The following is a 21,851-nucleotide window of genomic DNA, read 5'->3' as shown; positions in this document are numbered from 1 at the left end:
GCCCGCCCGCAGCCTGCCGCCTCCCACGACCTTCTGGAGTTACCGATGCCCGGAGCCCTTCAGCGTCCCGCCGTGGTCTCCCGCGTATCCGATCTCATCGGCTACACCCCCCTCCTCGAACTCGCCTCCACCGAGACCGGCAGCCGCCTGCTGCTGAAGCTGGAGATGTTCAACCCCACCGGCACCGCGAAGATCCGTATGGCCCGGGCCATGATCGATGCGGCCGAGGCCGCCGGCGAGCTGCGCGAAGGCGGCCGGATCATCGAGTCGACCTCCGGAAACACCGGCCTCGGGCTGGCGGTCATCGCCGCCGAACGCGGCTACACCTTCACCGCCGTCGTCGACAACCACGCCTGCGTAGACAAGCTCCGCGGCATGAAGGCGCTCGGCACCGAGCTCGTCTACGTCGTCGACGACGGCACCGAAGAGCTCGCCACCGCCGCTCGGGAGGAACTCGCCGAAAACATGGCCCGCGGCCAGGACAACACCATCTTCAGCGAGCAGCACAACAACCCCGCCAACGGAGTCGGCTACTTCCCCGTCGCCCACGAACTCCACGAGGCCCTCGACGGAAAGATCGACGTCCTCATCGGCGCCGTCGGCACCGGCGGCGCCCTCTGCGGCACCAGCCGGGAGCTGACCAAGCTGATGTCCGGCTTCAGCGTCATAGGTGTCGAGCCCAAGGGCTCCATCGCCTTCGGAGGCCCCGCCCACGACTACTACCAGTCCGGCACCGGCACGCCCGAGGGCGCCGAGATCGGCGCCCTGGTCGACTTCGACCTCATCGACGAGGGCGTCAAGGTCGGCGACGTCGAAGCGTTCGCCACCTGCCGCGCGCTCGCCCGCACCGGGCTGCTGATCGGCGGTTCCGCCGGCGGAGTCGTCTACCAGGCCCTGACCCGGCTGTCCGCCCTGCCGCCGGGCACCACTATGGTCGCCCTCATCAACGACGGCGGCGAAAAGTACATGGACACCGTCTTCAACGACGACTGGATGCAGGACCGCGATCTCCTCGACGTCGAGGCCGAGCGGGAAATCGACGAGCTGCTCACCAAACTCCGCGGGAACCGATAAACCCATGCTGAAAACCCTCCTCCGCGACAGCCGCGCCCTCGGCGTCCTCGCGGTGCCCTTGATCCTCACCCAGCTCGCCCAGGTGGCACTGACCACCACCGACACGGTGATGATGGGGCTCCTCGGCACCACCGAGCTCGCAGCCGGCGGCCTCGCCATCGTCATCTTCAACCAACTCCGCACCATGGGCGTCGGCCTGGTCACCTCCGTCGGCAACCAGATAGCCGCCGCGGCGGCCAGAGCCGAGAAGGACGGGGACCACGCGGAGGAGTCACAGCAGGAGGTCCGCTCCATAGTCCGGGCGAGCATGGCCGTCGCCACGCTCGCCGGCATCGCCGGGGCCTTCCTGATGATCCTCATCGGACAGGCCCTCACCTGGCTCGGCCAGGACGCGGAGGTCGTCGAACTCACCCAGACCATGCTCTACGCGCTCGCTCCCGGACTGCTGCCCTGCCTGTGGTTCCAGGCCGTGCGCCAGTTCACCGTCGGCATGCGCCGCCCGCAGGCCCTTCTCCAGATCACCATCGCCTCCGTCGCCGTCAACGCCGGCCTCAACTGGATCCTCATCCACGGCACCTTCGGACTGCCCCGCCTCGGCCTCACGGGCGTCGGCATCGCGACCTCCACGGTGTACTTCCTGTCCTTCCTCGCCCTCTACCTCTCGGCGAAGAAGGACAAGGAGCTCGCCCCGCTGCTGACCCTGGACATCACCAAGGCCGACGCGGCCACCGTCAAGCGCCTCATCGGCCTCGGCATCCCCATCGCGGCCACCTATGGCTCCGAGGCCGGCTTCTTCTCCATCACCGCCCTGATGGCAGGCTCCTTCGGACCCGACGCGCTCGCCGCGCACACCGCCGTCAACCAGCTGGTCTACATCGTCTTCCAGGTCGCCGTCGGCCTCTCCCACGCGGCCTCGATCAACGTCAGCCGCGAACTCGCCCTCGGCAACCACGAAGACGCCCGGCGCCTGAAGAACACCGCCCTGGCCTGCGCCGCAGCCGTCATGGCCGTCGTCGGGGTTCTCTACCTGGCGATCCCCAAGCTGATCCTGGCGCCCTTCCTCGACTCCGGCTCCGACCAGGCCCTCACCATCGCCACCCACCTCCTGATCGTCACCGCCTTCCTCCAGTTCTTCGACTGCGCCCAGAACATCGGCGTCGGACTCCTGCGCGGCCTCGACGACACCAAGAGCGGCTTCCGCATCACCCTCATCGGCTACTGGGCCGTCGGCCTCCCCGCCTCCTGGCTCCTGGCCTACGCCCTGAACCTCGACACCCTCGGCATCTGGCTCGGCCTCCTCACCGGCCTGGCCACCACCGCCGCCCTCCTCCTGCGCCGCTACTCCCGCTCCCTGACCGAGCACGCCCGCACGCACGCGACACCGGCCGTCGCCTGACCACATTCACCTTCCGCGCGCCGCGCGCATTCAACTTCGGGACCGGCCTGTCCACAGGCCGGTCCCGCCTGCACAATGACCTCGACGACCAAGGACAGTCGGCAGGAGGCACGCGGAAGGTGAAGAACGAAGAACCTGACGCGCCAGGCCGCCCCCATGACTGGGCGGCCCGCCTGCTTTCCCGCCTCGAAAGCCGCGACGACATCGACCGGACACTGCATGTGGTGGTCCATGGCCAGCAAGACCTGAGCGGGGAGGTCAACCTACGCCGCGCCCAAGCCGTGCATGCGGCTGCGATGGGCCTCGGCTCGGCAGGCTGCGCCGCCGCCGCAGGCATCTCGGAAGCGATGCTCGCCAGCTGGCGCTCACAGGACTCGGCTTTCGACGCCGCCATCGCGTCCGCCACGGCCATGGCGGCTACGCACCAGGTTGCCCCGCCAGGCAAACTCAACGGAACGGGTCTGGGCCTCCTGCTCCAATCCCTTGTTCACGGGACCTTCATCGGAACCGCCGCGTCCGCTGTCAACCTCAGGCTCGATCAGCTTCGGCGCCTGAGAATGGGCAACCCGGCAATCGATGACCTGATCACCGAGGCGCTCGCTCGAGGGCACGCCCGCCGAAAGCCCAAGCGCGGTAAGCGCACGTACAACTACCGCCTGGTAAGTACGGACGTATCAGCGATTCGCAGTTCGAGCGAGGCAGACAAGCATCTGCCATAGGCATGCCTTAGACGGGGTCGCCCACGACCAGGGAGCCTCGGCGGCCCGATGACCTCGGTCCCCGCCATTTCGAGGACCGCGTTCACCGTGTCGTGCCGGGTGCGGGGAGGGTGAGCCGGGTGGCTGGGGCCGCGGCCGGGAGGGCGATGGGGCTGGCGGCCGTCGTGGTCGTGCTCGACACGACAACATCGGGCTCGGCAACCGGCTGGTGCCGTTGGCCAAGCCCGTCAGGTGGCGGAGAATCCGGCCGGAGGTGGTGGCGCCACCTCTTCGATGTCGTGGATGCGCTCGACGAGGTGGCGAAGGACACCGGCAGGACGGTTCCACAGGTGGCCGTCGCCTGGCTGCGGGAACGCCCCATGGTGTCCTCCGCCATCATCCGTGCACGTAACGAGGAGCAACTCCGCCAGAACATCTGCGCGGTCGGCTGGACGCTGTCGGCGGAGCAGGCGGCCCGGCTCGACGCCGCGAGTCACAAGCCGGCGCGTACCCGCACTTCCCTACGGGCGGCAGGAAGGCTTCGCGCGCCTCCACCCTCCGATGTTCCCCGCCGCGCTCCGGCGGGTGTCATGACGCTGCGGCGGTCGCTGCCCCGGCCGTGCGTCGCGCGAGCGCGTCGGAGGTCCTGACCGTGATGTACAGCGAAGCCGCGAGGGCGAGGACGAGGACGGCGCCCATGGCGAAGACGCTGCCGCTCGACACGGCCGGGGGGCTGCCCGCCTCGGAGCGGGCCGAGCCGCCGAGGAAGGGGACGATGGCCAGGACGGCGATGCCGAGGGCCACCTCGGCCCAGACCACCTTCGGGAAGTGGCGCAGGGTCAGGTGCAGGAGAGAGGCCGTGGCATCGTCCCGGCGGGCCTGGGCGATCCGGGGCATCAGCCAGAACTGGTTGACGCCGCCGGCCGTGACCATGCCGAGGACCAGCAGGATCTTGATGAGCAGGAAGAGGCCGTAGGTCGTCGTCCAGAGCTGGCTGATCGCGCCGACGTGCTTCCAGCTCATCCACAGTCCGGAGGTGAAGACAGCGCCTACACAGATCAGGGCGACGAAGGCGAAGCGGCGCCAGATGTCGGCCCACAGCGCGCCCGCGCCCTCGCTCAGGCGGCCGCGCGCACCGGCGAGGACGGCGAGCAGGACCAGACCGCCGACCCAGACGACGCCGCTGCCGATGTGGGTCTGGCCGAACACGAGGTCCAGCCACTTGTCCCCGTCCTTCGGCTTGGTGGCCGGAACCGCGGCGACGAGCGTCACCGCGAGCGTCAGGGGCAGGGCGGTCAGGGCGAGGGCGTTCACGTGCCGGCGCACCTGGGGAAGGAACAGCGAGATCAGGACCGCGGACGCGAGGACCAGTACGACGTTCTGGACGAGGTAGATGGTGCCCTGCGCGATCCAGGCCCCCTTCGCGGCCGGCGCCATCAAGAAGTCCCAGATCCGACCCGGCGCGAGGGCGTCGCCGAACGGCATGCCCTTCCCGGCGCGGGCCAGGCGGGCGGCGAGCTGGAAGTAGCCCGCGACCAGCAGCACCACCCCTGCCCAGGCCAGGTACCCGGCCGTTCTTCGTCTCATGACCGCGACGTCGCCGCTGTCGTTCTCCGGTGCGCGCAGTGCGGGGCGGATGGAGGCGGCGTAGGTCACGGTCGCGCCGATGGCTCCGGACAGGCCGATGAAGTAGCCGGACTTGGTGAGGATGCGCCACAGCGGGGGCACGGTGTAGCCGGCTTCGGCGGCCAGAGGTATGGAATACATAAGGACAGGCTAACCTAAGTCTCCCGGGAATCGGCCCGCCCGCAGCGATGGACAACCGGCGCGCAGGATGGCCAGGAGGGACGTGGCCGAGCTACCGCGCCAAGACCCGACGGCACTGCCGTGGGGGCGGTTCAGGACTGACTGTTGAGGAATCCGATGAGGCAGGCGCCCCACCAGCCGGTCTGGCTGATCGTGGCAGCCACTCCTGACTGAACGAGAAGACGAACGGGGACATCTGCGTCCCGGTACCGCTCGAGACGCTGTCCGAGCCAGTGCGCGTAGAGGCCGTTCAGGGTGATGGCCAGAACGAGACCGAGCTTGGTCAGAGTGAGCGGCGATTCCATGTCGGGGCTCAGGAAGAGACCCGTGACGAGCAGGCCCGCGAGGCCGCCCCAGATCGGGATCTGCAGCGTGTTGGCGGTGTTCAGGATGTCGGCGAGGCGCCGGCGCCCGAGAAGCCACAGGGCGGCGAACCAGTCGACAGCCAGCACGGCGCCCAGGCCGACGACCAGGGCGGCGACATGGAAGAACCGGGCGGCGGTCTGGAGCGTCGCATCCGCGTGGACGTGGCCGGCCATCCAGCACGCGCCCGTCAAGGCGGCCGAGCTGAGCACGCCAAGTGCTGCGAGCACCCAGAGCGGGGTCGGCCGCTGCGCGTCCTCGGCGCTGTCCGGCGGGGAAGCAACAGCAGTCATCTGCATGCCAGCGGAGATTGCCACGACTCAGCTCGCGTTCTTCCGCGCAACGGAATACTGGAGTCCGAGCAGGGTGCGCCGTCTGGGCGATCTTCGCATGGCTGATTTCTTTCGCAAGGACGAGATAAAAGTAAGGCAAGGCGAACCTAAGTCATGCCATGGGAGGTCCGTCAAGCCGTCTCGCCATGCGAGCACCGGCCAAAATCGGACACATGAGGGTGGATCCAGGCACGCATCCGTCCGGGATCACACCGTGCGGAAGTCCGAGTGGCGTGAGCGGGAGCCGACACGGGTGACGCGCACAGTTCGAGCGCCCGCAGCGCCATCACTGCTGGTCGAAGTCGATCGTCATGCCGCTGCCTACGGGGTGTGTTCGGCAGGCCAGGACGTATCCCGCTTCGATCTCCGATGCCTCCAGGTCGCAGCCCTCGAGCCGTACGGGGCCTCCGGAGGATTTGGCGCGGCAGGTGCCACATATGCCTTCGCGGCACGAGTAGGGGAGGTCGATGCCGGCACGCAGGCCGGCATCGAGAACGGTTTCGGCCCCGCTGACCATCAGGGTGTTCTTGGCTCCTCGGTCGATCAGCGTGACCTCGTGGGACCGGCTCGCGCTCCTGTCTCCGTCCGATGCTGAGGAGGGCGGTTGTGTACCCCCTGCGGTGAACCGTTCGCTGTGGATGCGTTCCGCGGCAAGACCTGCGTCGGTCAGAGCACTGCGCACTCCGCTGACAAGCTCCGCCGGGTCGCACATGAACGCTTCGTCCACTTCGCCGGTGAGGCCGAGTGTCTCCATGAGTCCACTGAACTTCTTTTGCGTGAGCCGCCCTTGGAACAGCGGGTCGGTGGCCTGGGAACGGCTGAGGACGTGGACCACCCGCAGGCGCTCGGCGTATTCCTCCTCCAGGTGGGCAAGTTCCTCGCGGAAGATCGTCGAGGCATCGTCCCGGTTGCCGTAGACGAGGGTGCACCGGCTGCGCGGCTCCATGACCAGGGTGCTCTTGACGATGGAGAGGATCGGGGTGATGCCGCTGCCGGCCGCGATTCCCAGCACGTGGCGAGAGCGCAGCGGGTTGAGGTCGATCGCGAAACGTCCGCTCGGAGCGCTGACTTCCGGCATGCCGTCGTCCATCGCTTTGCTGATCACCGGTGCGAGTACCGGTCTGCTCGCCGGTGGTGCCTCGTGCGCCGCCGTACAGGGGGGTCTGCTGGCCGGCGCCGTGGCCCGCCGCCGCAGCCCCGACCCGAAACCGTCCCCCAAGTCCTCGCGTACGCCGCGCCCCGCGCGTCAGGCCGACGTCGGCACACCGCTGGCACCCGTCGGGGCGTTCCTCGCCGGAAAGCTGGTGTCCCACACGGCGCTCGGCGCCCTGCTCGGCGTGTTCGGAAGCGCCTTGCAGCCCAGCCCGCGTACGCAGGCGGTGCTGCTGCTCGTGGTCGGGGCCGTCATGGTGCTCTTCGCGCTGGACCTGATCGGAGTCACGGCCGTGGGGCGGCTCGTGCCGCGCCCGCCGGCATCATTCGGCCGCCTGATGCGACGCAGCGCCAAAACCGAGTCGCCCATCACCCCAGCCCTGGTCGGATTCGCCACCGTGCTCGTGCCCTGCGGGGTAACCCTGTCGATGGAGCTGCTCGCCGTCACCTCCGGATCGGCGGTGGCCGGCGCCGCGGTGATGGCCGGGTTCGTGCTGGGCACCGCGCCGCTGTTCGCCGCGCTCGGCTACCTGTTCCGGCGCAGTACCCAGGCCCTGTCGGGCAAGCTCGCCGGGCTCACCGGTGTGGTGGTGCTGACCGTCGCGGCCTGGACGATGATCTCGGCCCTTCAGGCCGGCGGCTGGGTCTCCTTCCACTCCCCGGGCAAGCAGCAGACCACCGCCACCGGCCCGTTCCTCGTCGAAGGCGGCGAAGGCAGTGGCGACGGCAATGGCGGGACGGCGACGGGAGAGGCCACCCCCGTACGCATCGATGCCTCCGGCAAGCAGACCGTCATCCTCACCGTGACGGACTTCTATCTCCCGACACAGTTCGCTGCGAAGGCTGGTGTGCCCACCACACTGGTGCTCCGGGGCAAGGACTCGGGCGGCTGCGCCCGGGCCTTCACCATCCCCGAGCTCGGTGTCCAGGAGATCGTCAAGCGGGACGGCGACACCGAGATCGACCTGGGCACCCGCAAGCCCGGGATGCTGCGCTTCTCCTGCGCCATGGGCATGCAGACGGGCGCGATCGAGTTCAAGAAGGACCTGTGATGAAGTTGTTCAGCCGTAAGAAGCCCGAGGCTGTGACCGGTGAACAGGTGGTTCTCCTGGTCGGCGGCATGCACTGCACCAGCTGTGGCCTGCTCATCGACGATGAACTGGAGGACCTTGCCGGCGTCCGCTCGGCCGCCACCGACGTACGAGCCGGACGCAGCGTCGTCCGCCTGGAGGACGGCGCCGACATCGACACCGCTGCACTCGTCGCGGCCGTGGAGGCGGCCGGGGACTACACGGCGCGCATCGCCGGCTGACACGCCCACGGGTAGGGGCGGGCTCACCCGCCCCTACCCGTGCCTCAGTGAGTGTGGCCGTCGTTGTGCGCCGTCGCTGAAGCGGTGGGCCTTGCGGTGGGTGAGGCACCGGAGGTGGGTGCGGCCGGGCTCGCCGGGCCGGTGGCAGGTGCGTGGTCGTCCGCTGCGGGTTCTTCGGCGGTGCCGTGGCTGTGGCCGCCGCCCGGCGTGCTCTCCATCGAGGCGGCGACTTCCCGCAGGCCGAGGAAGGCGAGGGTCGCCGTGACGAGGACCGCCAGGCCGACGAGGCTGAAGATCCGGCGCGTCGGGGTGTCGGCGTCCTTGATGACGTAGGCGACGAAAGAGACGACCAGCCCGGCGGGGACGAGGACGGCGCCGCGGGCGGGGAAGTCGTCGAAGTGCTGGAGGCCGCCACTGAGCATGCCGATGCCGAAGGACAGGAGCAGTGAGGCGCCTATCACCAGGAGCATCCGGGACAGTCCGGGACGCTCCCGGGTGAGGACGAACTCGTTGAGGATGGTCGCTGCGAGGAAGACGAAGGCGCCGTAGCCGGCGATGCGGGTGTAGCGGTCGGGGTCGAGCGGGTGGTGGACGACGGCGCCGCTGATGAGGCCGGCGCCCACGAAATAGCCGACGTAGCCGGGGTACCGGGCGGCCAGAGACCGCTTCCGGGCCATGCCGGCGTGCTGCTTGCGCCGGGCGGCACGTCCCGTGGCGGGAGAGCCCGGCGATGTGTCCGCGGTCCGGGCGTCGAGGAGCTGGGGCGAAGTCACGTGCGAGTTCCTTTGGTGCTGCGTGCGTGGCTCATCACCCGGTCGGCCACGAGAGGGCGCGCCGGGGTCTGCGATGAGAGTCAGGTCGGATCGGGGCGAAGCACCCGGATCTATACCTGCAACACCACGGAGCCGAGGGAACTACGCAAAGGGGGAAGGCCGGACGGAACGGTCCGCGCCCACAAGGCCGGCCGCATCGCGCCGGCGTCAGGAGTCAGATCCCCGAGGGGAACCAGCGGCGGCGCGGGCAGCTCCGAGCCTTGCTGCGGGTGCCCGGAAGCGCATGTCTCGGCGGGGTGTGAATGCCCGTTGCCCTCGTCGCGGTGATCGGCGCCGTCAGGTTCGGCGTAGTCGGGGTAGGAAACGGCGACGGCGCCGCCGGTGACGTGCGCCGACGCGCTGTCGGCTCCGGCGGCATGCGTGTAGAGGAAGGCGAACAGCAGGGCGGCCAACCACATCAGTCGCAGCGGGCCCGCCGGGCGGCGGGCCCGCGTCGCGCTGGATGCAGTTCGGGCCATGACCATGCCCGGACCCTATCGGGCAGCCGGAGTCCTGTGTCCGGCAGCCCCGTTGTCGACCAAGCGAAGCAGCGATCCTGGTGTGTTCAGGGAACCCGGACTGCCCCTGTCTACGGCGTGCCGGGAAGCCGGACCGTGACGAGGAGCCCGCCGGCGGGGCGGGGGGCGAGGTCGAGGGTCCCGTCGTGGGCGCGGACGATGCTGTGCACGATGGCCAGGCCGAGGCCGACGCCGGCGTGCTCGTCGGTGCGTACGCGTTCCGTTCCGCGCTGGAAGGGTTCGGTGAGGGTCGGTACCAGTTCCGGCGGGAGCCGGCGGCCCGTGTTCTCGACCCGCAGCACGCTCGTGTCGCCGTGCGCCTCGGTGTGGACCGTCACGGTGCCGCCGGCGGGGAGGTTGTGGACGATGGCGTTCTGGACGAGGTTCGTCACCATCCGCAGCAGGAGCTCCGCGGAGCCGCTGGTCCGGGCCGCCCCACCGGTGACGTCGAGCGTGATCCGGCGCTGTTCGGCGAGGGGAAGGAGCGTTTCGGCGGCTTCCTCGGCCACGAGGGAGAGGTCGACGCTCTCGGGGCGGAAGTTTCCGCGGTCGCCGCGGCTGAGCAGCAGGAGGGCCTCGGTGAGGTCGATCGCCCGCGCGTTGACGGCCTGCAGGCGTTCGATGAGTTCGCCCCGGTCCCGCGTGGGGTCCTTGCGGGCGACGTCGAGGAGCGTCCGCGAGATCGCCAGGGGGGTGCGCAGTTCGTGGGAGGCGTTCGCGGCGAACCGCTGCTGCTCGGCGATGTGGGACTCGAGTTGCCCGAGCATCGAGTCGAACGCGTCGGAGAGTTCACGGAATTCGTCCTGGCGGCCCGACATGTGGATCCGGTGGGAGAGCGACCCGTTCCCGGCCGTCCGCGCCGCATCCCTGATCTGGGTGAGCGGTGCCAGCATCCGGCCGGCGAGGAGCCATCCCCCGACGAGGCCGAACACGAGCAGGAAGACCATCGCCACGGCCGCGGCGGGGGCGAAGGTGTGCACCAAGAGGTAGCGGTTGGGCGAGATCCCGAGCAGGCCCTTCGGGTTGTCGGGTACGTAGCGCAGCAGGAACACCCACACCACGGCCAGCAGGAGAGCGCCGGCGACGGCGAGGAACCCGGCGTAGCTGAGGGTGAGCTTCAGTCGGGCGCTGAGCCCTGGGCGTCTAGGCATGCGTACTGCCCGGGGCGGTGGTGTCCGTACCGGTGTCGATCCGGTAGCCGACGCCGGGCACCGTGGCGATGATCCATGGTTCGCCGAGCCGTTTGCGCAGTGCGGAGACGGTGATGCGCACGGCGTTGGTGAGGGGGTCCGCGTTCTCGTCCCAGGCCCGTTCCAGCAGCTCTTCGGCGCTGACGACCCCACCCTCGGCGGCGACGAGGACTTCCAGCACGGCGAACTGTTTGCGGGTGAGCGCGACGTAGCGTGCGTCGCGGAAGACCTCCCGGCGGAAGGGGTCGAGCCGCAGGCCCGCGATCTCGCGGACCGGGGGCCTGGCGTACGCGCGTCTGCGGTCGAGTGCCCTCAGCCGCAGCACGAGCTCCCGCAGCTCGAACGGCTTGGTGAGGTAGTCGTCGGCGCCGAGCCCGAACCCGGAAGCCTTGTCGTCGATCCGGTCGGCAGCGGTGAGCATGAGGATCGGGATGCCGCTGCCGGAGGCGACGATGCGCCGGGCGACCTCGTCGCCGGAGGGGCCTGGGATGTCGCGGTCGAGGACGGCGAGGTCGTAGGAGTGGACGCTGAGCAGTTCCAGCGCGGAGTCACCGTCGCCGGCGATGTCGGCGGCGATCGCCTCCAGCCGCAGACCGTCACGGACGGCCTCGGCCAGGTAGGGCTCGTCCTCGACGATCAGTACGCGCATGTCGGAAGCCTAAGCGGCACAACATATCGCCGACGTATGCAAAATGTGTGCACACCGGACATGCAACTCAGCCCGTCGGTGCCGGAGCGGGGCGAGGCCGGTCCGACGGCGCTTGCGCCGTAGTGCGCCACCAGCGGCGCGACGCCAGCGCGGCAAGCGCTGCGCCGGCGGCGTTGACCAGTACGTCGTCCACGGAGGACACCCGGTCCAGCTGCAGGACGTACTGAGCGGTTTCGACCAGGACCGAGCAGCCCGCCCCGAGCGCCAGGATCCGCGGCACGGACGCCGGCGCCGCGAAGCGCATCGGGGCGAAGAACCCCAGCGCCGCGAAGACCAGCAGGTTGCCGACGATCCCGAGCGACCCCATCGTGACCAGGTCCCGCAGCGGTACCAGGCTCACCCGGGCGGGGACGGTGCCGGCCCCGGCGCCCGGCATCATGGTCAGCCACAGGAACGGCACCGTGCCGTGGACCATGCCCACCTCGGCCAGCGACATCCGCCACGCCGCTGCGACGCCGGCGCCGCGCCGACGGCGCGCCAGAGCCCACACCGCCGCCACGGCCAACGGCAGCGTGACCAGCGTCATGAGCACCACGCCGTTGAACGTGTCGAAGCAACCGTGCCACCGCCCGGCCATGCACCTCGGAGCGGACATCATGAGCGGCCCCCGCACGACGAACAGCGCGCTCGCCGTGCCGAGGACCGCCAGGCCGAGGAGCACGATCCTGCGCGTGCGGCCGGGCGATGCCGACCGGGATGCGTTGTGGTTCATGCCCCCATGGGAGACGGAGGACCGTTGCGGTGGCGTATGCGATTTTCGATACGCCCGCGATACTCAGCGCTTGAGCGTGAAGGTGAAGTCACCGGAGAGCTTGCCGGTCAGGCGGACTGCCGAAACGAGTTTCCCCTCCGTGATCAGTCTCTCCACCCCGGCCCGTGAAAGACCGCAGCCTTCAGCGATCAGTCGCACCGGCCGGACGGGGATCCGCGCCGCAAAGCGGACCGAGACGTCGATCACCTCGCGGTCCAGGTGATCCGATCCGCCGGTGTCCAGGCACCAGGCGTTGTCCCAGTCGAGGGCGAAGCAATTGCGGCGCCGCACGGCCGGGTCCTGGAGCAGCTCGGCTGCCAGGCCAGGGTCGTTGTGATGCAGCCGGTCCAGCAGCTCAGGTCGTACGGAGCGCACGTTCATCCGCTCCAGGACCGTGAGCTTTGCGGTTTCCCCGCAAGCGGTGCAGAGCACGAGGAGCCAGGCGTCGATGAGCTTGTGGTTGGCGTTGACGCGAAACTTGCCGTTCGCCCGGAAGCGCTCGGACGCGCACGCGTGGCAACGGCGGAGAACGAGCGGCAGGCAGGTGGGAGCGACCACCCAGGTATTGAGCACAGAAGTACACCGGTTCCAGTGAGAAGACCGCAGCAAAAAGGAGCGCGGCGCACATGCGCGACGCGCGACACATCAGCTCTCGGGAGGTCTCACAGGGTGTACAACGGAACGTCCTTGCCTAGACGACTCGGTTCGGCAGCACGGTAATGGCGCACGGCGGCGCGGTTCCACTGGTTTTCGAGCGCCTCACCGCACGTGCGGCCGGGTACGAGCCAAGCACTCGGGGCACACGATCGGGTTGCCCGGTCGACCGCGGCGGGGCGCTTCGCGGGCCGTGGGGCGGGCGGGAGGCAGGATGGCGCCATGGATCGCCGACAGATCAGCTCCATCGCCCACACCGACCACCCCATCGCCGCTCCGCTGAGCGACGATTCCGTACGCACGCTCCTCGACCGGGCCCTGCCGGGCGGCGACGCCCGGTTGCTCGACCTCGGGTGCGGATCGGGCACCTGGCTGATGCGCGCACAAGCCGCTCGCCCGGACCTGCGTGCCGACGGCGTCGACAACGACGCAGCGGCCATCGCCGCCGCGGGTCGCGCCGTCGACGAAGCGGGGCTCGGCGGCCGGATCGCCTTCCACGCACAGGACGCTTCGGAGTTCAGCTCCCCGCACCGGTACGGGCTGATTCTCAGCATCGGCGCCACACACGCCTTCGGCGGCCTCCTCCCTACCTTGAAGGCCGCCGACAGCCATCTCGCCCCGGGCGGAAGCGTTCTCCTCGGCGAGTGCTTCTGGGAACGCGAACCCGACCGCAAGACCCTCGACGCCGGTTTCGCCGTCGATGACTACGACGACCTCGCGACGACGGTCGACCGCATCACGGCCGACGGCTGGGTGCCGGTCCACGGGCACGTCAGCACCCGCCAGGAGTGGGACGACTACGAGTGGTCCTGGACCGGGTCGCTCTCCCGCTGGGCCCTCGACAATCCGGAGCACCCGGACCATGGCCAGGCCCTCGAGACCGCGGCCCGACACCGCAAGGCCTGGCTCCACGGCTACCGGGGCACGCTCGGCTTCGTCACCCTGCTCCTGCGTCGCGCGACCCGGCCCTGAGAACTCCTATCGCAATGACTTCAGGCGTCGGTCCGCTGATACAGCGTCCCGTCGCTCCAGATCCGGGCGACCCTGCCCCACTCCGCGGCGGAGGCCACGTCGGGGAAGAAGCCGTGCCCGTTGAGGTTGGCGCTGGTGTTGCACAGCACGGGGACGCCGCTGAGCCGTCGATAGGCGGACAGTACGGCGAAGAGCAGGTCGTCGTCCGCCGGGCCGACCGTCTGGAGCCGCGCGGTGCCGTCGAGGTGGATGACCGCGGGGATCCGGTCCACCCATTCCGGCCGTACTTCGTGGTCGAAGAGCATGTGCGGGTCCGGCGTGCCGGGTGCGAAGATCTCCGGTGCGTCGGCCTCGAGACAGATGGGGGCGACGGGCCGGTAGGGTTCGCGGTCCTTCACCCGGTTCAGCTCGTCCTTCATCGACGCACTGACCGGCGCCGCCAGGATGCTGCGGCCGCCGAGTGCGCGGGGGCCGAGTTCGGCTCGTCCGTGCAGGACCACCACGGGCTCTCCGGACTCGTGGAGAATCGCGGCGAGTTCCTCCGGAGCGCACGCCGACGCCGACCAGCCGGCGGGCAGCTCGGGCGACGGCGTCAGCGCCGGGCCGAGCCGGGGGTTCCACTCGAGCGGGGCCAGGCCGTCGCGCTGCGCCCGGCCCAGAACGGCCGCTCCGATGGCGGACCCCGAGTCGTTGGGGAAGGGCGGGACCCACACGTCACGGAAGTCCGGCGCCTCGCGCAGCGCACTGTTCCACTTGATGTTGAGCGCGCAGCCACCTGCGAAGCAGAGGTTCCACGGGCCTTCGCCCTTGGCGGCGCGGACCTTGGCGGTGATCCGCTCGACGAGGAGGCGCTCGAAGAAGTCGTGCACGCTCGCCAGGACGTCCTCGTCACTGACCCCGTTCTGCGACACCCGGGCGCGCACCGCGGAGAAGAACTCGTGCACGGGAGGCACGGACCGCTCGAAGAGACTGCCGTACCCGCCGACCGTCGCGCGGTACTCCACGGCGGCCGGCTCATCGCTCTCGAAGACCCGGTGGAACTCCTCCCGCAGAACCGTGACGACGCTCTCGTCCGCCCGGCCCAGCGCGATGTACGCCATGAGCTTGCCGGCGACCGAGAGGTCATCGACCGTGGGTGACTGGACGGTCTTGCGGAAGGGCCCGAAGTGGTGTCCCGCGATGGCGTACGCATGGCCGAGGAGGGGGAAGAGTTCACCCAGGTTCTCCACGCCGCCGCGCGGGTCCGCCCAGTAGAGGCGGGGGAAGAGTCCGCCGTCCCAGACCAGGACGAAGGAGCCTTCGTCGCGCTGGGCGAAGGGGCTGGACACGTAAGCGCTCGCCACGTGTCCCGCCGCGTGCGGGAAGCTGGTGTACGGGTAGGTCTGGCCGTCCATCGGGAACGTGCCCGAGACGCTGGGCGAATCGAGTGCCGGGCATGCCGCCGACTCCCGGTAGGGGCCGACCACGATTTCCGTGGGTGCCCCCTGGTCGAGGAGGGCCACTGTTCCGGAGACGTCTCCGTCCCAGCCGTCGACAACCCACTCGTCGACGTCCTCGGGTTTGTAGCCGAAGTCGGCGAGGACTCCGGGGATCAGGCTGAAGTCGGCAACGGTGCTGTAGCGCAGACCGTTCCCGAGTTTCTCCATCTCAACACTGAACACGAGACGGTCGTCGTCGAGCAGGGCGACGGCACCGTCATGCGTGAGTTTCAACCCGCAGATTATCAACTGTGTCACTCCTTGGTCTGCTTGAGTCGGCACATGGGCGTGCTTCGGTCTCCGGACTGCTCCGAGGTGAGTCGCAACTGGTAGAGGCTGGATCTTCGGCCCGGACGGAAGAGACGTCGCCATTCGTCACGGGTCTCGCTCGCCGGGACTTCCGAGAACCCCAGCTTCCCGAACCATTCCCCGCCGTACCGGGTCAGGGCCAGCAGAGAGCTGTAACCCCGTTCTCTGCCGATGGTCTCGGCGATACCGACCAGCTGCCGGCCGATTCCCCTGCCCTGCCAGTCGGCCGCAATGCACAGGTTGTAGACGACCAGGCTGCCCCCGGAGGGCGATACCCCGGCGCAGCCGACCAGTCGGCTGCCTTCACAGGCGACCACGAATTCCTGTGCCATTCCCGCCAGTTCGGCTGGCGGGCGAGCGACGAGCAGGCCCTGCTCGACGAACGGGGCGGAGAGCAGGGCGATCTGCTCCGCGTCCTCGGGGCGCGCGGGTCTTGCAACAAGCACGTCCGGCGCGCTCACGCGCCGGGGGGCCGTCTGCACGGACTCACTCATCCTGCGCACCACCCGGCGGGGCGGGCGGGCTGCCGGCGACGCCCAGCCCGAAGTGCTGCTCGACCGCCATCAGTTCGATCATGTTGACGTTGACGCGCGCGGGCTGCGCGAGACACCAGGCCACCGCCTCGGCCACGTCGTCGTCGGTGAGCGGCTCGATTCCCCGGTAGAGCGCGTCGGCGCGCTCCTCGTCCCCGTCGTATCGGACCTTGGCGAACTCGGTCTTCGCCATGCCCGGTGCCACACAGCTCACCCTGACGCCCGTTCCCTGGAGGTCGACGCGCATGTTCAGGGACAGCTGGTGGACGAATGCCTTGGTGGCGGCGTAGACGTTCCCGCCCATGTACGGGTAATTCGCTGCGATCGAGCCGATGTTCACCACGTGCCCGGACCGGCGGGAGACGAGCCGGGGAAGCACCAGGCCGCTGAGGTTCAACAGACCGGAGATATTCGTGTCGATCATTTCGCGCCAGGAATCGCCGCTGCCCGACTGAAGGGGGTCGAACCCTCGTGAGAGGCCGGCGTTGTTGACGAGCACCGAGATGTCACGGAATTCCGGAGGCAGCTCGTCGAGGGCCCGGGCCAGCCCTTCTCGGTCACGGACATCGGCGACCACCGGCAGAATCGCTCCTGTGGAGTCCTCGTCCGCCAAGAGCTTCAGACGGTCCGCTCTACGGGCCAGAGCCACAACGGAGTAGCCCCGCCGGCACAGCACCTGTGCAATTCTCCTGCCGAATCCCGATGATGCACCCGAGACCACGGCTACGCCATGCTTCTCCTGCGCCATGCACACACCCCCTCGGCTTCGTTGCGCTGTATCGCAGCGAAGCCTTCACGCGTTCATCCCACACCCCCGTCAGGGGCGGGGTTCTGGACACCTGCTTCAGCGGCATCGGGGTCTCCTTGCACGCCGACCGGCCAGAGGTACGCCTCGTTACGCCGAAACACCCTCGCCGACAAGGCTCCAGGTCGACCGACCTCTTACCCGTAGATTCCTCGCCAGTGAATCACGGGCCGATGCGGCGACGGAGGTTCTTCCATTCCGCTTCCAGCCGGTCGAAAGCGGGACTCAAGGCAGACTCGACCGGGTTCACGATATAAATCTTTGGATGGAGAAGGCCGCGGAGCGGATGCAGATGAGGCCGCCGGACGACAGCATCCACTTGTCCGGCCTGAAAGCGACCACAAGGAGGGTGCGCTATTCGCCTGTTGACATTCCAAGTCCACTCCGTGGTAGGAATGTTGGCGAAGAGGTGGGGGCTGTGCATTTCTCATCGAGTCTCACTCGAGGGGCAGTGCATGACGACCTTGCCCCAACCTCTCATACCGCGTCCACCGTTGAAGTCATTTCCGGTCGCCGAGCACGGACCGTTCACGACCGCTGAACTCCACCTTCGACTGACAAGGGAAACAGTGGGCCTCCATTCAGAAGCGTCACCTTCACCCCTCGTGGAGTGGGACCCGCCCCGCGACGCGAAGGCCGTGCTGGTGTGTCTGCCCCACGCGGGTTCCGGCGCCTTCCAGTTCCGCACCTGGCAGGAACTGCTCGGCCCGGACATCGCGCTGCTGGCCGTACAGCTGCCGGGCCGCGAGAACCGGTGGCGCGAGGAGCCCGCGACCGGCATGGCGGAGGTGCTCGACGAGCTGGGGCCGGCACTCGCTGCCCGGCTCGACCTGCCCTACTTCGTGTACGGCCACAGCATGGGAGCGCTGGTGGGGTACGAGCTCGCCCGCGTCCTGGGCCGGGAGCACGGCCGGTGGCCCCACGGATTCGTCGCCTCGGCCTGCCGGGCACCGGACGACCAGGGCGAGCCCTCCGGCTCATCCCGACTGACCGACGGGGAGCTCGTCGCCGAACTGGTCGCGGAGGGCGTCGTGCCCGCGGCCGTGGGGGCCAACCCCCGCCTGGCCGCGGCGGTGGCGCGACCCCTGCGCGGCGACAACGCCATCTGCGACTCCTACACACCACCCGGCGAGGACGCTCTCCTGCCCTGCCCGCTCGCCGCGTGGCGGGGGCAGGACGATGCAGGCGTGACGGACGACCACATCCGCAAGTGGCCGGCCTGGTCCGCCGGCGCCGGCACCGTGCGGACCTTCCCCGGAGACCACTTCTACCCCCTCGCCGATCCACGCCGCGTGACCGCCGAACTGAGGGCGTTCGTCCTGGGTCTGCTGCCACCGCACAGCTGACCGGGGACGCTCCCGGGCGTCCCCGACGGCAGACCGCTTCGTACCCCTCAGTCCCCCTGACCGCCCCGGCCATCCGGGACGGGACAACCCCGAAGGAATTCGCATTGCCAAGCAACAATCCGCTGCCCGAACTGGGAGATCCGGACCTCCGGTCGCCCCGGAGCTATCTTCGATGGCTGATCGGCCGGCAGTCGAGCACGCTGTTCCTCGGGGTCTTGTGGGGCTGCCTGTGGATGGCCAGCATGGGCCTGACCCCCTTCGCCATCGGCCGGGCCATCGACGCCATGTCGGAGAAGGACACCGACCGGCTGCTGGTCTGGACCGGCGTCATCATCGGGCTCGCCCTGGTGACCACCGCCGGCAGCGTCCTGCGCCACCGCTGTGACACGATCGGCCGGCTCAAGGCCAACTACCTGACGTTCCGCCTCGTGGCCGCGCAGGCCGCCCGGCTGGGCGCGACCCTGTCCAAGCGGATCTCCACCGGCGAGGTCGTGGCCATCGGCACGTCGGACATCTCCCGCATCGGCGCCCTGCCCGGGGCCCTCGCCCGCGGCATCGGCAGCGCGGTCACCGTCGTGCTCGTCGCCATGGTGCTGCTCTCCACCTCGGTCACCCTCGGCCTGCTCGTCCTCATCGGCGTCCCCGTCCTGCTCGCGGGCACGGGCCCGCTGCTCAGGCCGCTGCACAAGCGGATCGGCAGCTACCGCGACCTGCAGGGTGACTTGACGAACCGGGCCGGCGACATCGTGTCCGGTCTGCGCGTCCTGCGCGGCATCGGCGGCGAGGCCGCGTTCGGCGAGCGCTACCGCAAGGACTCGCAGCGGCTGCGGGAGGCCGGCGTCCACGTGGCGAAGGTCGAATCCGTGCTGCCCGCCGCCGAGGTGCTGCTCCCCGGGATCTTCGTGGTGGCGGTCGTCTGGATCGGTGCCCGCCTCGCCGTCGGTGGCGGTCTCTCCGCCGGTGAACTCGTCGCAGCCTACGGATACGCCGCGTTCCTCATGCTGCCGATGCGCACCGCGACTTCGGCGGTGCAGTCGTTCGTCGGCGCCGATGTGGCGGCGCAGCGCGTCGTGCGCGTACTGGCCCTCGAGCCCGACGCCGGCGCCGACCTCGCACGGGCCGAGCTCTCCGAGGCGCCCGACCTGTACGACGCGGCATCGGGGCTGCGGGTCCGGCCGGGACTGATGACCGCGATAGCCGCCTCCACTCCGGAGGAGGGCGCCGAGATCGCCGAACGGCTCGGGCGCTACGCCCCGGGTGAGGTGACCGTGGGCGGCGTGCCACTGGACTCGCTGCCGCTGGAGCAGGTGCGTGACCTCGTCCTGGTGGCCCGCAACGACGACACCCTCTTCTCCGGTGTCCTGGCCGACGATCTGGGCGGACGCTCGGACCAGGTGCGGGCCCAGGCCCTGCACAACGCCAACGCGGAGGACATCGTCGAGGCCCTGCCGGACGGTCTGGCCACCGTCGTCACCGCAGGAGGCTCCGCCTTCTCGGGCGGCCAGCAGCAGCGGCTCCGGCTGGCGCGCGCGCTGGCAGCGCAGCCCCGGGTACTCGTCCTGGTCGATCCGACCAGTGCCGTGGACGCGCACACCGAATCGGTGATCGCCGAACGGCTCCACAGGTCCAGGGCGGAGCTCACGACCGTGGTCGTGAGCAACAGCCCGCTGTTGCTCGACCAGGCCGACGAGGTCGCCTACGTGGAGGACGGCAAGGTCGTCGCGACCGGCACACACCGTGAACTCGCCACCGGTGCGTCCCAGTACGCCGCCCTCGTCATGCGGGAGGAGACGTGACCGTCATCGTCCCCCGTCCTTCCGACAGCCGCCCTCAGAGGAGTGCCCAGTGAGTCTTCCGGTAGCCGACGCGAAGACGGTCCGCCGTCACGTACGGGGCCTGGTGCGCAGCCATACCGGCCTGCTGACCCGCACCGTGCTCTGGTTCGTCCTCGCCACGGTCTGCGGTCTGGTCGTACCCGCCCTGCTGGGCGGTCTGGTCGGGCAGGTGGAGAAGGGCATCACCACCGACCAGGTGGACATCACCGTGCTGACGATCGCCGGACTCCTGCTGCTCCAGGGAGTGTTCACCCGCACCGCCCGCCTCCAGGGGGCCCGGCTCGGTGAGCTGATCCTGGCCGACATCCGCGAGGGGTTCGTACGGCGGGTCCTGACCCTGCCCCTGCACACGGTGGAGAAGGCCGGCGCCGGCGATCTGCTGACCCGCAGCACCCGCGACGTGGATTCGCTGTCCAACGCGGTACGCATGGGGGCGCCGTCGATCCTGGTGGCGAGCCTCTCGGTGGTACTGACGCTGGTGGCGCTGGTCGTGACCAGCCCGATCATGGTCCTGCCGTGCCTCGTCGCCGTCCCGCTCATCGTCTGGTCGACCCGCTGGTACCTGGCACGTGCCCGGGACGCCTACCTGGCCGAGGCGGCCACCTACTCCGACCTCGCCCAGGGCCTCTCCGAGACGGTGACCGGCGCCCGCAGCGTGGAGTCGCTGCACCGGTCCGGCTCGCGCATCCGCCGCACGGACGAGGACGTCGAGCGGGCGAACGGCGCGGAGCGGCGCACGCTGTTCCTGCGCAGCGTCTGGTTCCCGCTGATGGACTTCGGCTACGTGCTGCCGGTCGCCGCCACGCTGCTGTTCGGCGGCCTCTTCTACATCGAGGGCTGGGTGAGCCTCGGCGAGGTGACCGCCGCGACCCTCTACACCCGGGCCGTGATCGACCCGCTGGACGAACTCCTCGGCTGGCTCGAAGAGTTGCAGGTCGGCGACGCCTCGCTGGCCCGCCTGATCGGCATCGAGGCCGAGGCCGGACCGGCGAGCGACTCCGGCCGGCGGCCCGAAGGCGACCGGCTGGCCGCGGAAGGCATCGCCTATGCCTACCGAGCTGGTCACGACGTGATCGAGGACGTCAGTCTCAGCGTCGGATCCGGTGAGCGCATCGCCATCGTCGGCCCCTCGGGGGCCGGCAAGTCGACCCTCGGCCGCATCCTCGCGGGGATCCACGAGCCGCGTACCGGATCGGTCACGCTGGGCGGAGTACCGGTCCACGAACTGCCGCTGGAAGAACTGCGCCGCCACGTCGCACTGGTCACACAGGAACACCACGTATTCCTCGGAACCGTGCGCGAGAACGTTTCACTGGCCGCGCCGGACGCCACGGACGAGCAGGTGACGGCGGCCCTCGCGGCCGTGGCCGCCGAGGACTGGGTCCGGGCCCTTCCGGACGGTCTCGACACCGAGCTGGGCACCGACGAGAACCCCGTGTCGCCCGGCCAGGCACAGCAACTGGCCCTGGCCCGGCTCGTCCTCGCCGATCCGCACACCCTGGTACTCGACGAGGCCACCTCGCTGCTCGACCCGCGGGCCGCCCGCGACCTCGAGCGTTCGCTCGCCGGCGTGCTGCGCGGGCGCACCGTCATCGCCATCGCCCACCGGCTGCACACCGCCCACGACGCGGACCGTGTGGTCGTGATGGAGGCCGGCCGCATCACCGAGCAAGGGGCTCATGACGAGCTCGTCTCGGCGGGAGGCGCGTACGCCGGACTGTGGGAGTCCTGGCACGGGCGCAGCCCCTCGGCCCCTTCGAAATCCTCTGTTCCTTCACCTTCTTCGGACCAGCCCGAACACTGAGC

The 21,851-nt window shown here is 69.7% G+C and carries 22 protein-coding genes; 10 read left to right on the top strand and 12 right to left on the bottom strand.

Annotation, left to right across the window (positions count from 1 at the left end):
- The first annotated feature begins 45 nt into the window (after positions 1–45).
- The 4 genes from OHT74_RS32595 (at position 46) to OHT74_RS32580 (ending at position 3,818) form a co-directional block, all read left to right on the top strand.
- Entirely contained in the window at positions 46–1,074 is a 1,029-nt protein-coding gene (locus OHT74_RS32595; RefSeq protein ID WP_328622152.1) for a cysteine synthase family protein, read from the top strand.
- Positions 1,075–1,078: 4 nt separating this feature from the next.
- Positions 1,079–2,470, top strand: a complete 1,392-nt coding sequence (locus OHT74_RS32590; protein WP_328622151.1) for an MATE family efflux transporter — start codon at positions 1,079–1,081, stop codon at positions 2,468–2,470.
- A 119-nt stretch (positions 2,471–2,589) separates the two neighbouring features.
- Positions 2,590–3,189: a hypothetical protein gene (locus OHT74_RS32585; RefSeq protein ID WP_266669424.1), complete on the top strand. Its 600-nt coding sequence runs from the start codon at positions 2,590–2,592 to the stop codon at positions 3,187–3,189.
- Positions 3,190–3,335: 146 nt separating this feature from the next.
- Complete coding sequence (locus OHT74_RS32580; protein WP_328622150.1) at positions 3,336–3,818, top strand: aldo/keto reductase; 483 nt, start codon at positions 3,336–3,338, stop codon at positions 3,816–3,818.
- On the opposite strand, the gene OHT74_RS32575 is transcribed toward OHT74_RS32580, so the two are convergent.
- From OHT74_RS32575 to OHT74_RS32565, 3 genes are all read right to left on the bottom strand, one after another.
- On the bottom strand, positions 3,757–4,935 hold the full coding sequence (locus OHT74_RS32575; RefSeq protein WP_328622149.1) for a copper resistance D family protein: 1,179 nt from the start codon (positions 4,933–4,935) through the stop codon (positions 3,757–3,759). The two genes, OHT74_RS32580 and OHT74_RS32575, sit on opposite strands and share 62 nt — an antisense overlap.
- A gap of 131 nt (positions 4,936–5,066) precedes the next feature.
- Positions 5,067–5,636, bottom strand: coding sequence for a hypothetical protein (locus OHT74_RS32570; RefSeq protein WP_328622148.1), 570 nt, complete (start codon positions 5,634–5,636; stop codon positions 5,067–5,069).
- 319 nt (positions 5,637–5,955) lie between these two features.
- Positions 5,956–6,774, bottom strand: coding sequence for a 2Fe-2S iron-sulfur cluster-binding protein (locus tag OHT74_RS32565; RefSeq protein ID WP_328622147.1), 819 nt, complete (start codon positions 6,772–6,774; stop codon positions 5,956–5,958).
- Between OHT74_RS32565 and OHT74_RS32560 the strand changes: the two genes are divergently transcribed.
- Together OHT74_RS32560 and OHT74_RS32555 are read left to right on the top strand one after the other, a co-directional pair.
- Positions 6,746–7,873, top strand: a complete 1,128-nt coding sequence (locus tag OHT74_RS32560; RefSeq protein ID WP_328622146.1) for an urease accessory protein UreH domain-containing protein — start codon at positions 6,746–6,748, stop codon at positions 7,871–7,873. The genes OHT74_RS32565 and OHT74_RS32560 overlap by 29 nt on opposite strands.
- Complete coding sequence (locus OHT74_RS32555) at positions 7,873–8,133, top strand: heavy metal-associated domain-containing protein (protein ID WP_328622145.1); 261 nt, start codon at positions 7,873–7,875, stop codon at positions 8,131–8,133. Before OHT74_RS32560 ends, OHT74_RS32555 begins: the two co-directional genes overlap by 1 nt.
- Before the next feature lie 44 nt (positions 8,134–8,177).
- Here the strand turns inward: OHT74_RS32555 and OHT74_RS32550 are convergent, their stop codons facing one another.
- The 6 genes from OHT74_RS32550 to OHT74_RS32525 all read right to left on the bottom strand — a co-directional run bounded on the left by OHT74_RS32550 (position 8,178) and on the right by OHT74_RS32525 (position 12,686).
- Positions 8,178–8,906, bottom strand: a complete 729-nt coding sequence (locus OHT74_RS32550) for a hypothetical protein (RefSeq protein ID WP_328622144.1) — start codon at positions 8,904–8,906, stop codon at positions 8,178–8,180.
- Positions 8,907–9,016: 110 nt separating this feature from the next.
- Complete coding sequence (locus tag OHT74_RS32545; RefSeq protein ID WP_328622143.1) at positions 9,017–9,430, bottom strand: hypothetical protein; 414 nt, start codon at positions 9,428–9,430, stop codon at positions 9,017–9,019.
- A gap of 104 nt (positions 9,431–9,534) precedes the next feature.
- On the bottom strand, positions 9,535–10,614 hold the full coding sequence (locus tag OHT74_RS32540; protein WP_328622142.1) for a sensor histidine kinase: 1,080 nt from the start codon (positions 10,612–10,614) through the stop codon (positions 9,535–9,537).
- Positions 10,607–11,302 (bottom strand): response regulator transcription factor, encoded by a 696-nt coding sequence (locus tag OHT74_RS32535; RefSeq protein WP_328622141.1) that lies wholly within the window; start codon positions 11,300–11,302, stop codon positions 10,607–10,609. Before OHT74_RS32535 ends, OHT74_RS32540 begins: the two co-directional genes overlap by 8 nt.
- Positions 11,303–11,369: 67 nt before the next feature.
- Positions 11,370–12,074 carry a VanZ family protein gene (locus OHT74_RS32530; RefSeq protein WP_328622140.1) on the bottom strand — a complete coding sequence of 235 codons (705 nt, stop codon included), beginning with the start codon at positions 12,072–12,074 and terminating at the stop codon, positions 11,370–11,372.
- A gap of 63 nt (positions 12,075–12,137) precedes the next feature.
- Positions 12,138–12,686 (bottom strand): DUF1062 domain-containing protein, encoded by a 549-nt coding sequence (locus OHT74_RS32525; protein ID WP_328622139.1) that lies wholly within the window; start codon positions 12,684–12,686, stop codon positions 12,138–12,140.
- Between the two features lie 303 nt (positions 12,687–12,989).
- Between OHT74_RS32525 and OHT74_RS32520 the strand changes: the two genes are divergently transcribed.
- A complete protein-coding gene (locus OHT74_RS32520; protein ID WP_328622138.1) occupies positions 12,990–13,739 on the top strand; it encodes an SAM-dependent methyltransferase in 750 nt (249 codons plus the stop codon).
- A 20-nt stretch (positions 13,740–13,759) separates the two neighbouring features.
- Here OHT74_RS32520 and OHT74_RS32515 read toward each other — a convergent pair whose 3' ends face one another.
- The 3 genes from OHT74_RS32515 to OHT74_RS32505 are packed head-to-tail and all read right to left on the bottom strand — an operon-like array spanning position 13,760 to position 16,807.
- Complete coding sequence (locus OHT74_RS32515; RefSeq protein WP_328622137.1) at positions 13,760–15,451, bottom strand: carbamoyltransferase N-terminal domain-containing protein; 1,692 nt, start codon at positions 15,449–15,451, stop codon at positions 13,760–13,762.
- Positions 15,452–15,471: 20 nt separating this feature from the next.
- A complete protein-coding gene (locus tag OHT74_RS32510) occupies positions 15,472–16,020 on the bottom strand; it encodes a GNAT family N-acetyltransferase (RefSeq protein WP_328622136.1) in 549 nt (182 codons plus the stop codon).
- On the bottom strand, positions 16,013–16,807 hold the full coding sequence (locus tag OHT74_RS32505) for an SDR family NAD(P)-dependent oxidoreductase (RefSeq protein WP_328622135.1): 795 nt from the start codon (positions 16,805–16,807) through the stop codon (positions 16,013–16,015). Before OHT74_RS32505 ends, OHT74_RS32510 begins: the two co-directional genes overlap by 8 nt.
- A gap of 662 nt (positions 16,808–17,469) precedes the next feature.
- On the opposite strand from OHT74_RS32505, the gene OHT74_RS32500 reads away from it, so the two are divergent.
- The 3 genes from OHT74_RS32500 to OHT74_RS32490 all read left to right on the top strand — a co-directional run bounded on the left by OHT74_RS32500 (position 17,470) and on the right by OHT74_RS32490 (position 21,849).
- Entirely contained in the window at positions 17,470–18,210 is a 741-nt protein-coding gene (locus OHT74_RS32500) for a thioesterase II family protein (RefSeq protein WP_328622134.1), read from the top strand.
- Positions 18,211–18,314: 104 nt separating this feature from the next.
- Positions 18,315–20,006 (top strand): ABC transporter ATP-binding protein, encoded by a 1,692-nt coding sequence (locus tag OHT74_RS32495; protein WP_328622133.1) that lies wholly within the window; start codon positions 18,315–18,317, stop codon positions 20,004–20,006.
- Between the two features lie 49 nt (positions 20,007–20,055).
- Positions 20,056–21,849, top strand: a complete 1,794-nt coding sequence (locus OHT74_RS32490; protein ID WP_328622132.1) for an ABC transporter ATP-binding protein — start codon at positions 20,056–20,058, stop codon at positions 21,847–21,849.
- Positions 21,850–21,851: the final 2 nt, after the last annotated feature.

The organism is Streptomyces sp. NBC_00354 (assembly GCF_036106915.1).
Taxonomy (GTDB): domain Bacteria; phylum Actinomycetota; class Actinomycetes; order Streptomycetales; family Streptomycetaceae; genus Streptomyces.
The sequence above is the reverse complement of the archived record's forward strand: the minus strand, read 5'-3'. Positions and strand labels throughout refer to the sequence as shown.

What these genes read in the sequence shown, in the direction of transcription:
- OHT74_RS32540 (WP_328622142.1), bottom strand. Translation starts at nt 10,614, where the DNA reads ATGCCTAGACGCCCAGGGCTCAGCGCCCGACTGAAGCTCACCCTCAGC.
- OHT74_RS32535 (WP_328622141.1), bottom strand. Translation starts at nt 11,302, where the DNA reads ATGCGCGTACTGATCGTCGAGGACGAGCCCTACCTGGCCGAGGCCGTC.
- OHT74_RS32545 (WP_328622143.1), bottom strand. Translation starts at nt 9,430, where the DNA reads ATGGTCATGGCCCGAACTGCATCCAGCGCGACGCGGGCCCGCCGCCCG.
- OHT74_RS32560 (WP_328622146.1), top strand. Translation starts at nt 6,746, where the DNA reads ATGCCGTCGTCCATCGCTTTGCTGATCACCGGTGCGAGTACCGGTCTG.
- OHT74_RS32505 (WP_328622135.1), bottom strand. Translation starts at nt 16,807, where the DNA reads ATGGCGCAGGAGAAGCATGGCGTAGCCGTGGTCTCGGGTGCATCATCG.
- OHT74_RS32595 (WP_328622152.1), top strand. Translation starts at nt 46, where the DNA reads ATGCCCGGAGCCCTTCAGCGTCCCGCCGTGGTCTCCCGCGTATCCGAT.
- OHT74_RS32590 (WP_328622151.1), top strand. Translation starts at nt 1,079, where the DNA reads ATGCTGAAAACCCTCCTCCGCGACAGCCGCGCCCTCGGCGTCCTCGCG.
- OHT74_RS32510 (WP_328622136.1), bottom strand. Translation starts at nt 16,020, where the DNA reads ATGAGTGAGTCCGTGCAGACGGCCCCCCGGCGCGTGAGCGCGCCGGAC.
- OHT74_RS32580 (WP_328622150.1), top strand. Translation starts at nt 3,336, where the DNA reads ATGGGGCTGGCGGCCGTCGTGGTCGTGCTCGACACGACAACATCGGGC.
- OHT74_RS32520 (WP_328622138.1), top strand. Translation starts at nt 12,990, where the DNA reads ATGGATCGCCGACAGATCAGCTCCATCGCCCACACCGACCACCCCATC.
- OHT74_RS32555 (WP_328622145.1), top strand. Translation starts at nt 7,873, where the DNA reads ATGAAGTTGTTCAGCCGTAAGAAGCCCGAGGCTGTGACCGGTGAACAG.
- OHT74_RS32570 (WP_328622148.1), bottom strand. Translation starts at nt 5,636, where the DNA reads ATGCAGATGACTGCTGTTGCTTCCCCGCCGGACAGCGCCGAGGACGCG.
- OHT74_RS32530 (WP_328622140.1), bottom strand. Translation starts at nt 12,074, where the DNA reads ATGAACCACAACGCATCCCGGTCGGCATCGCCCGGCCGCACGCGCAGG.
- OHT74_RS32575 (WP_328622149.1), bottom strand. Translation starts at nt 4,935, where the DNA reads ATGTATTCCATACCTCTGGCCGCCGAAGCCGGCTACACCGTGCCCCCG.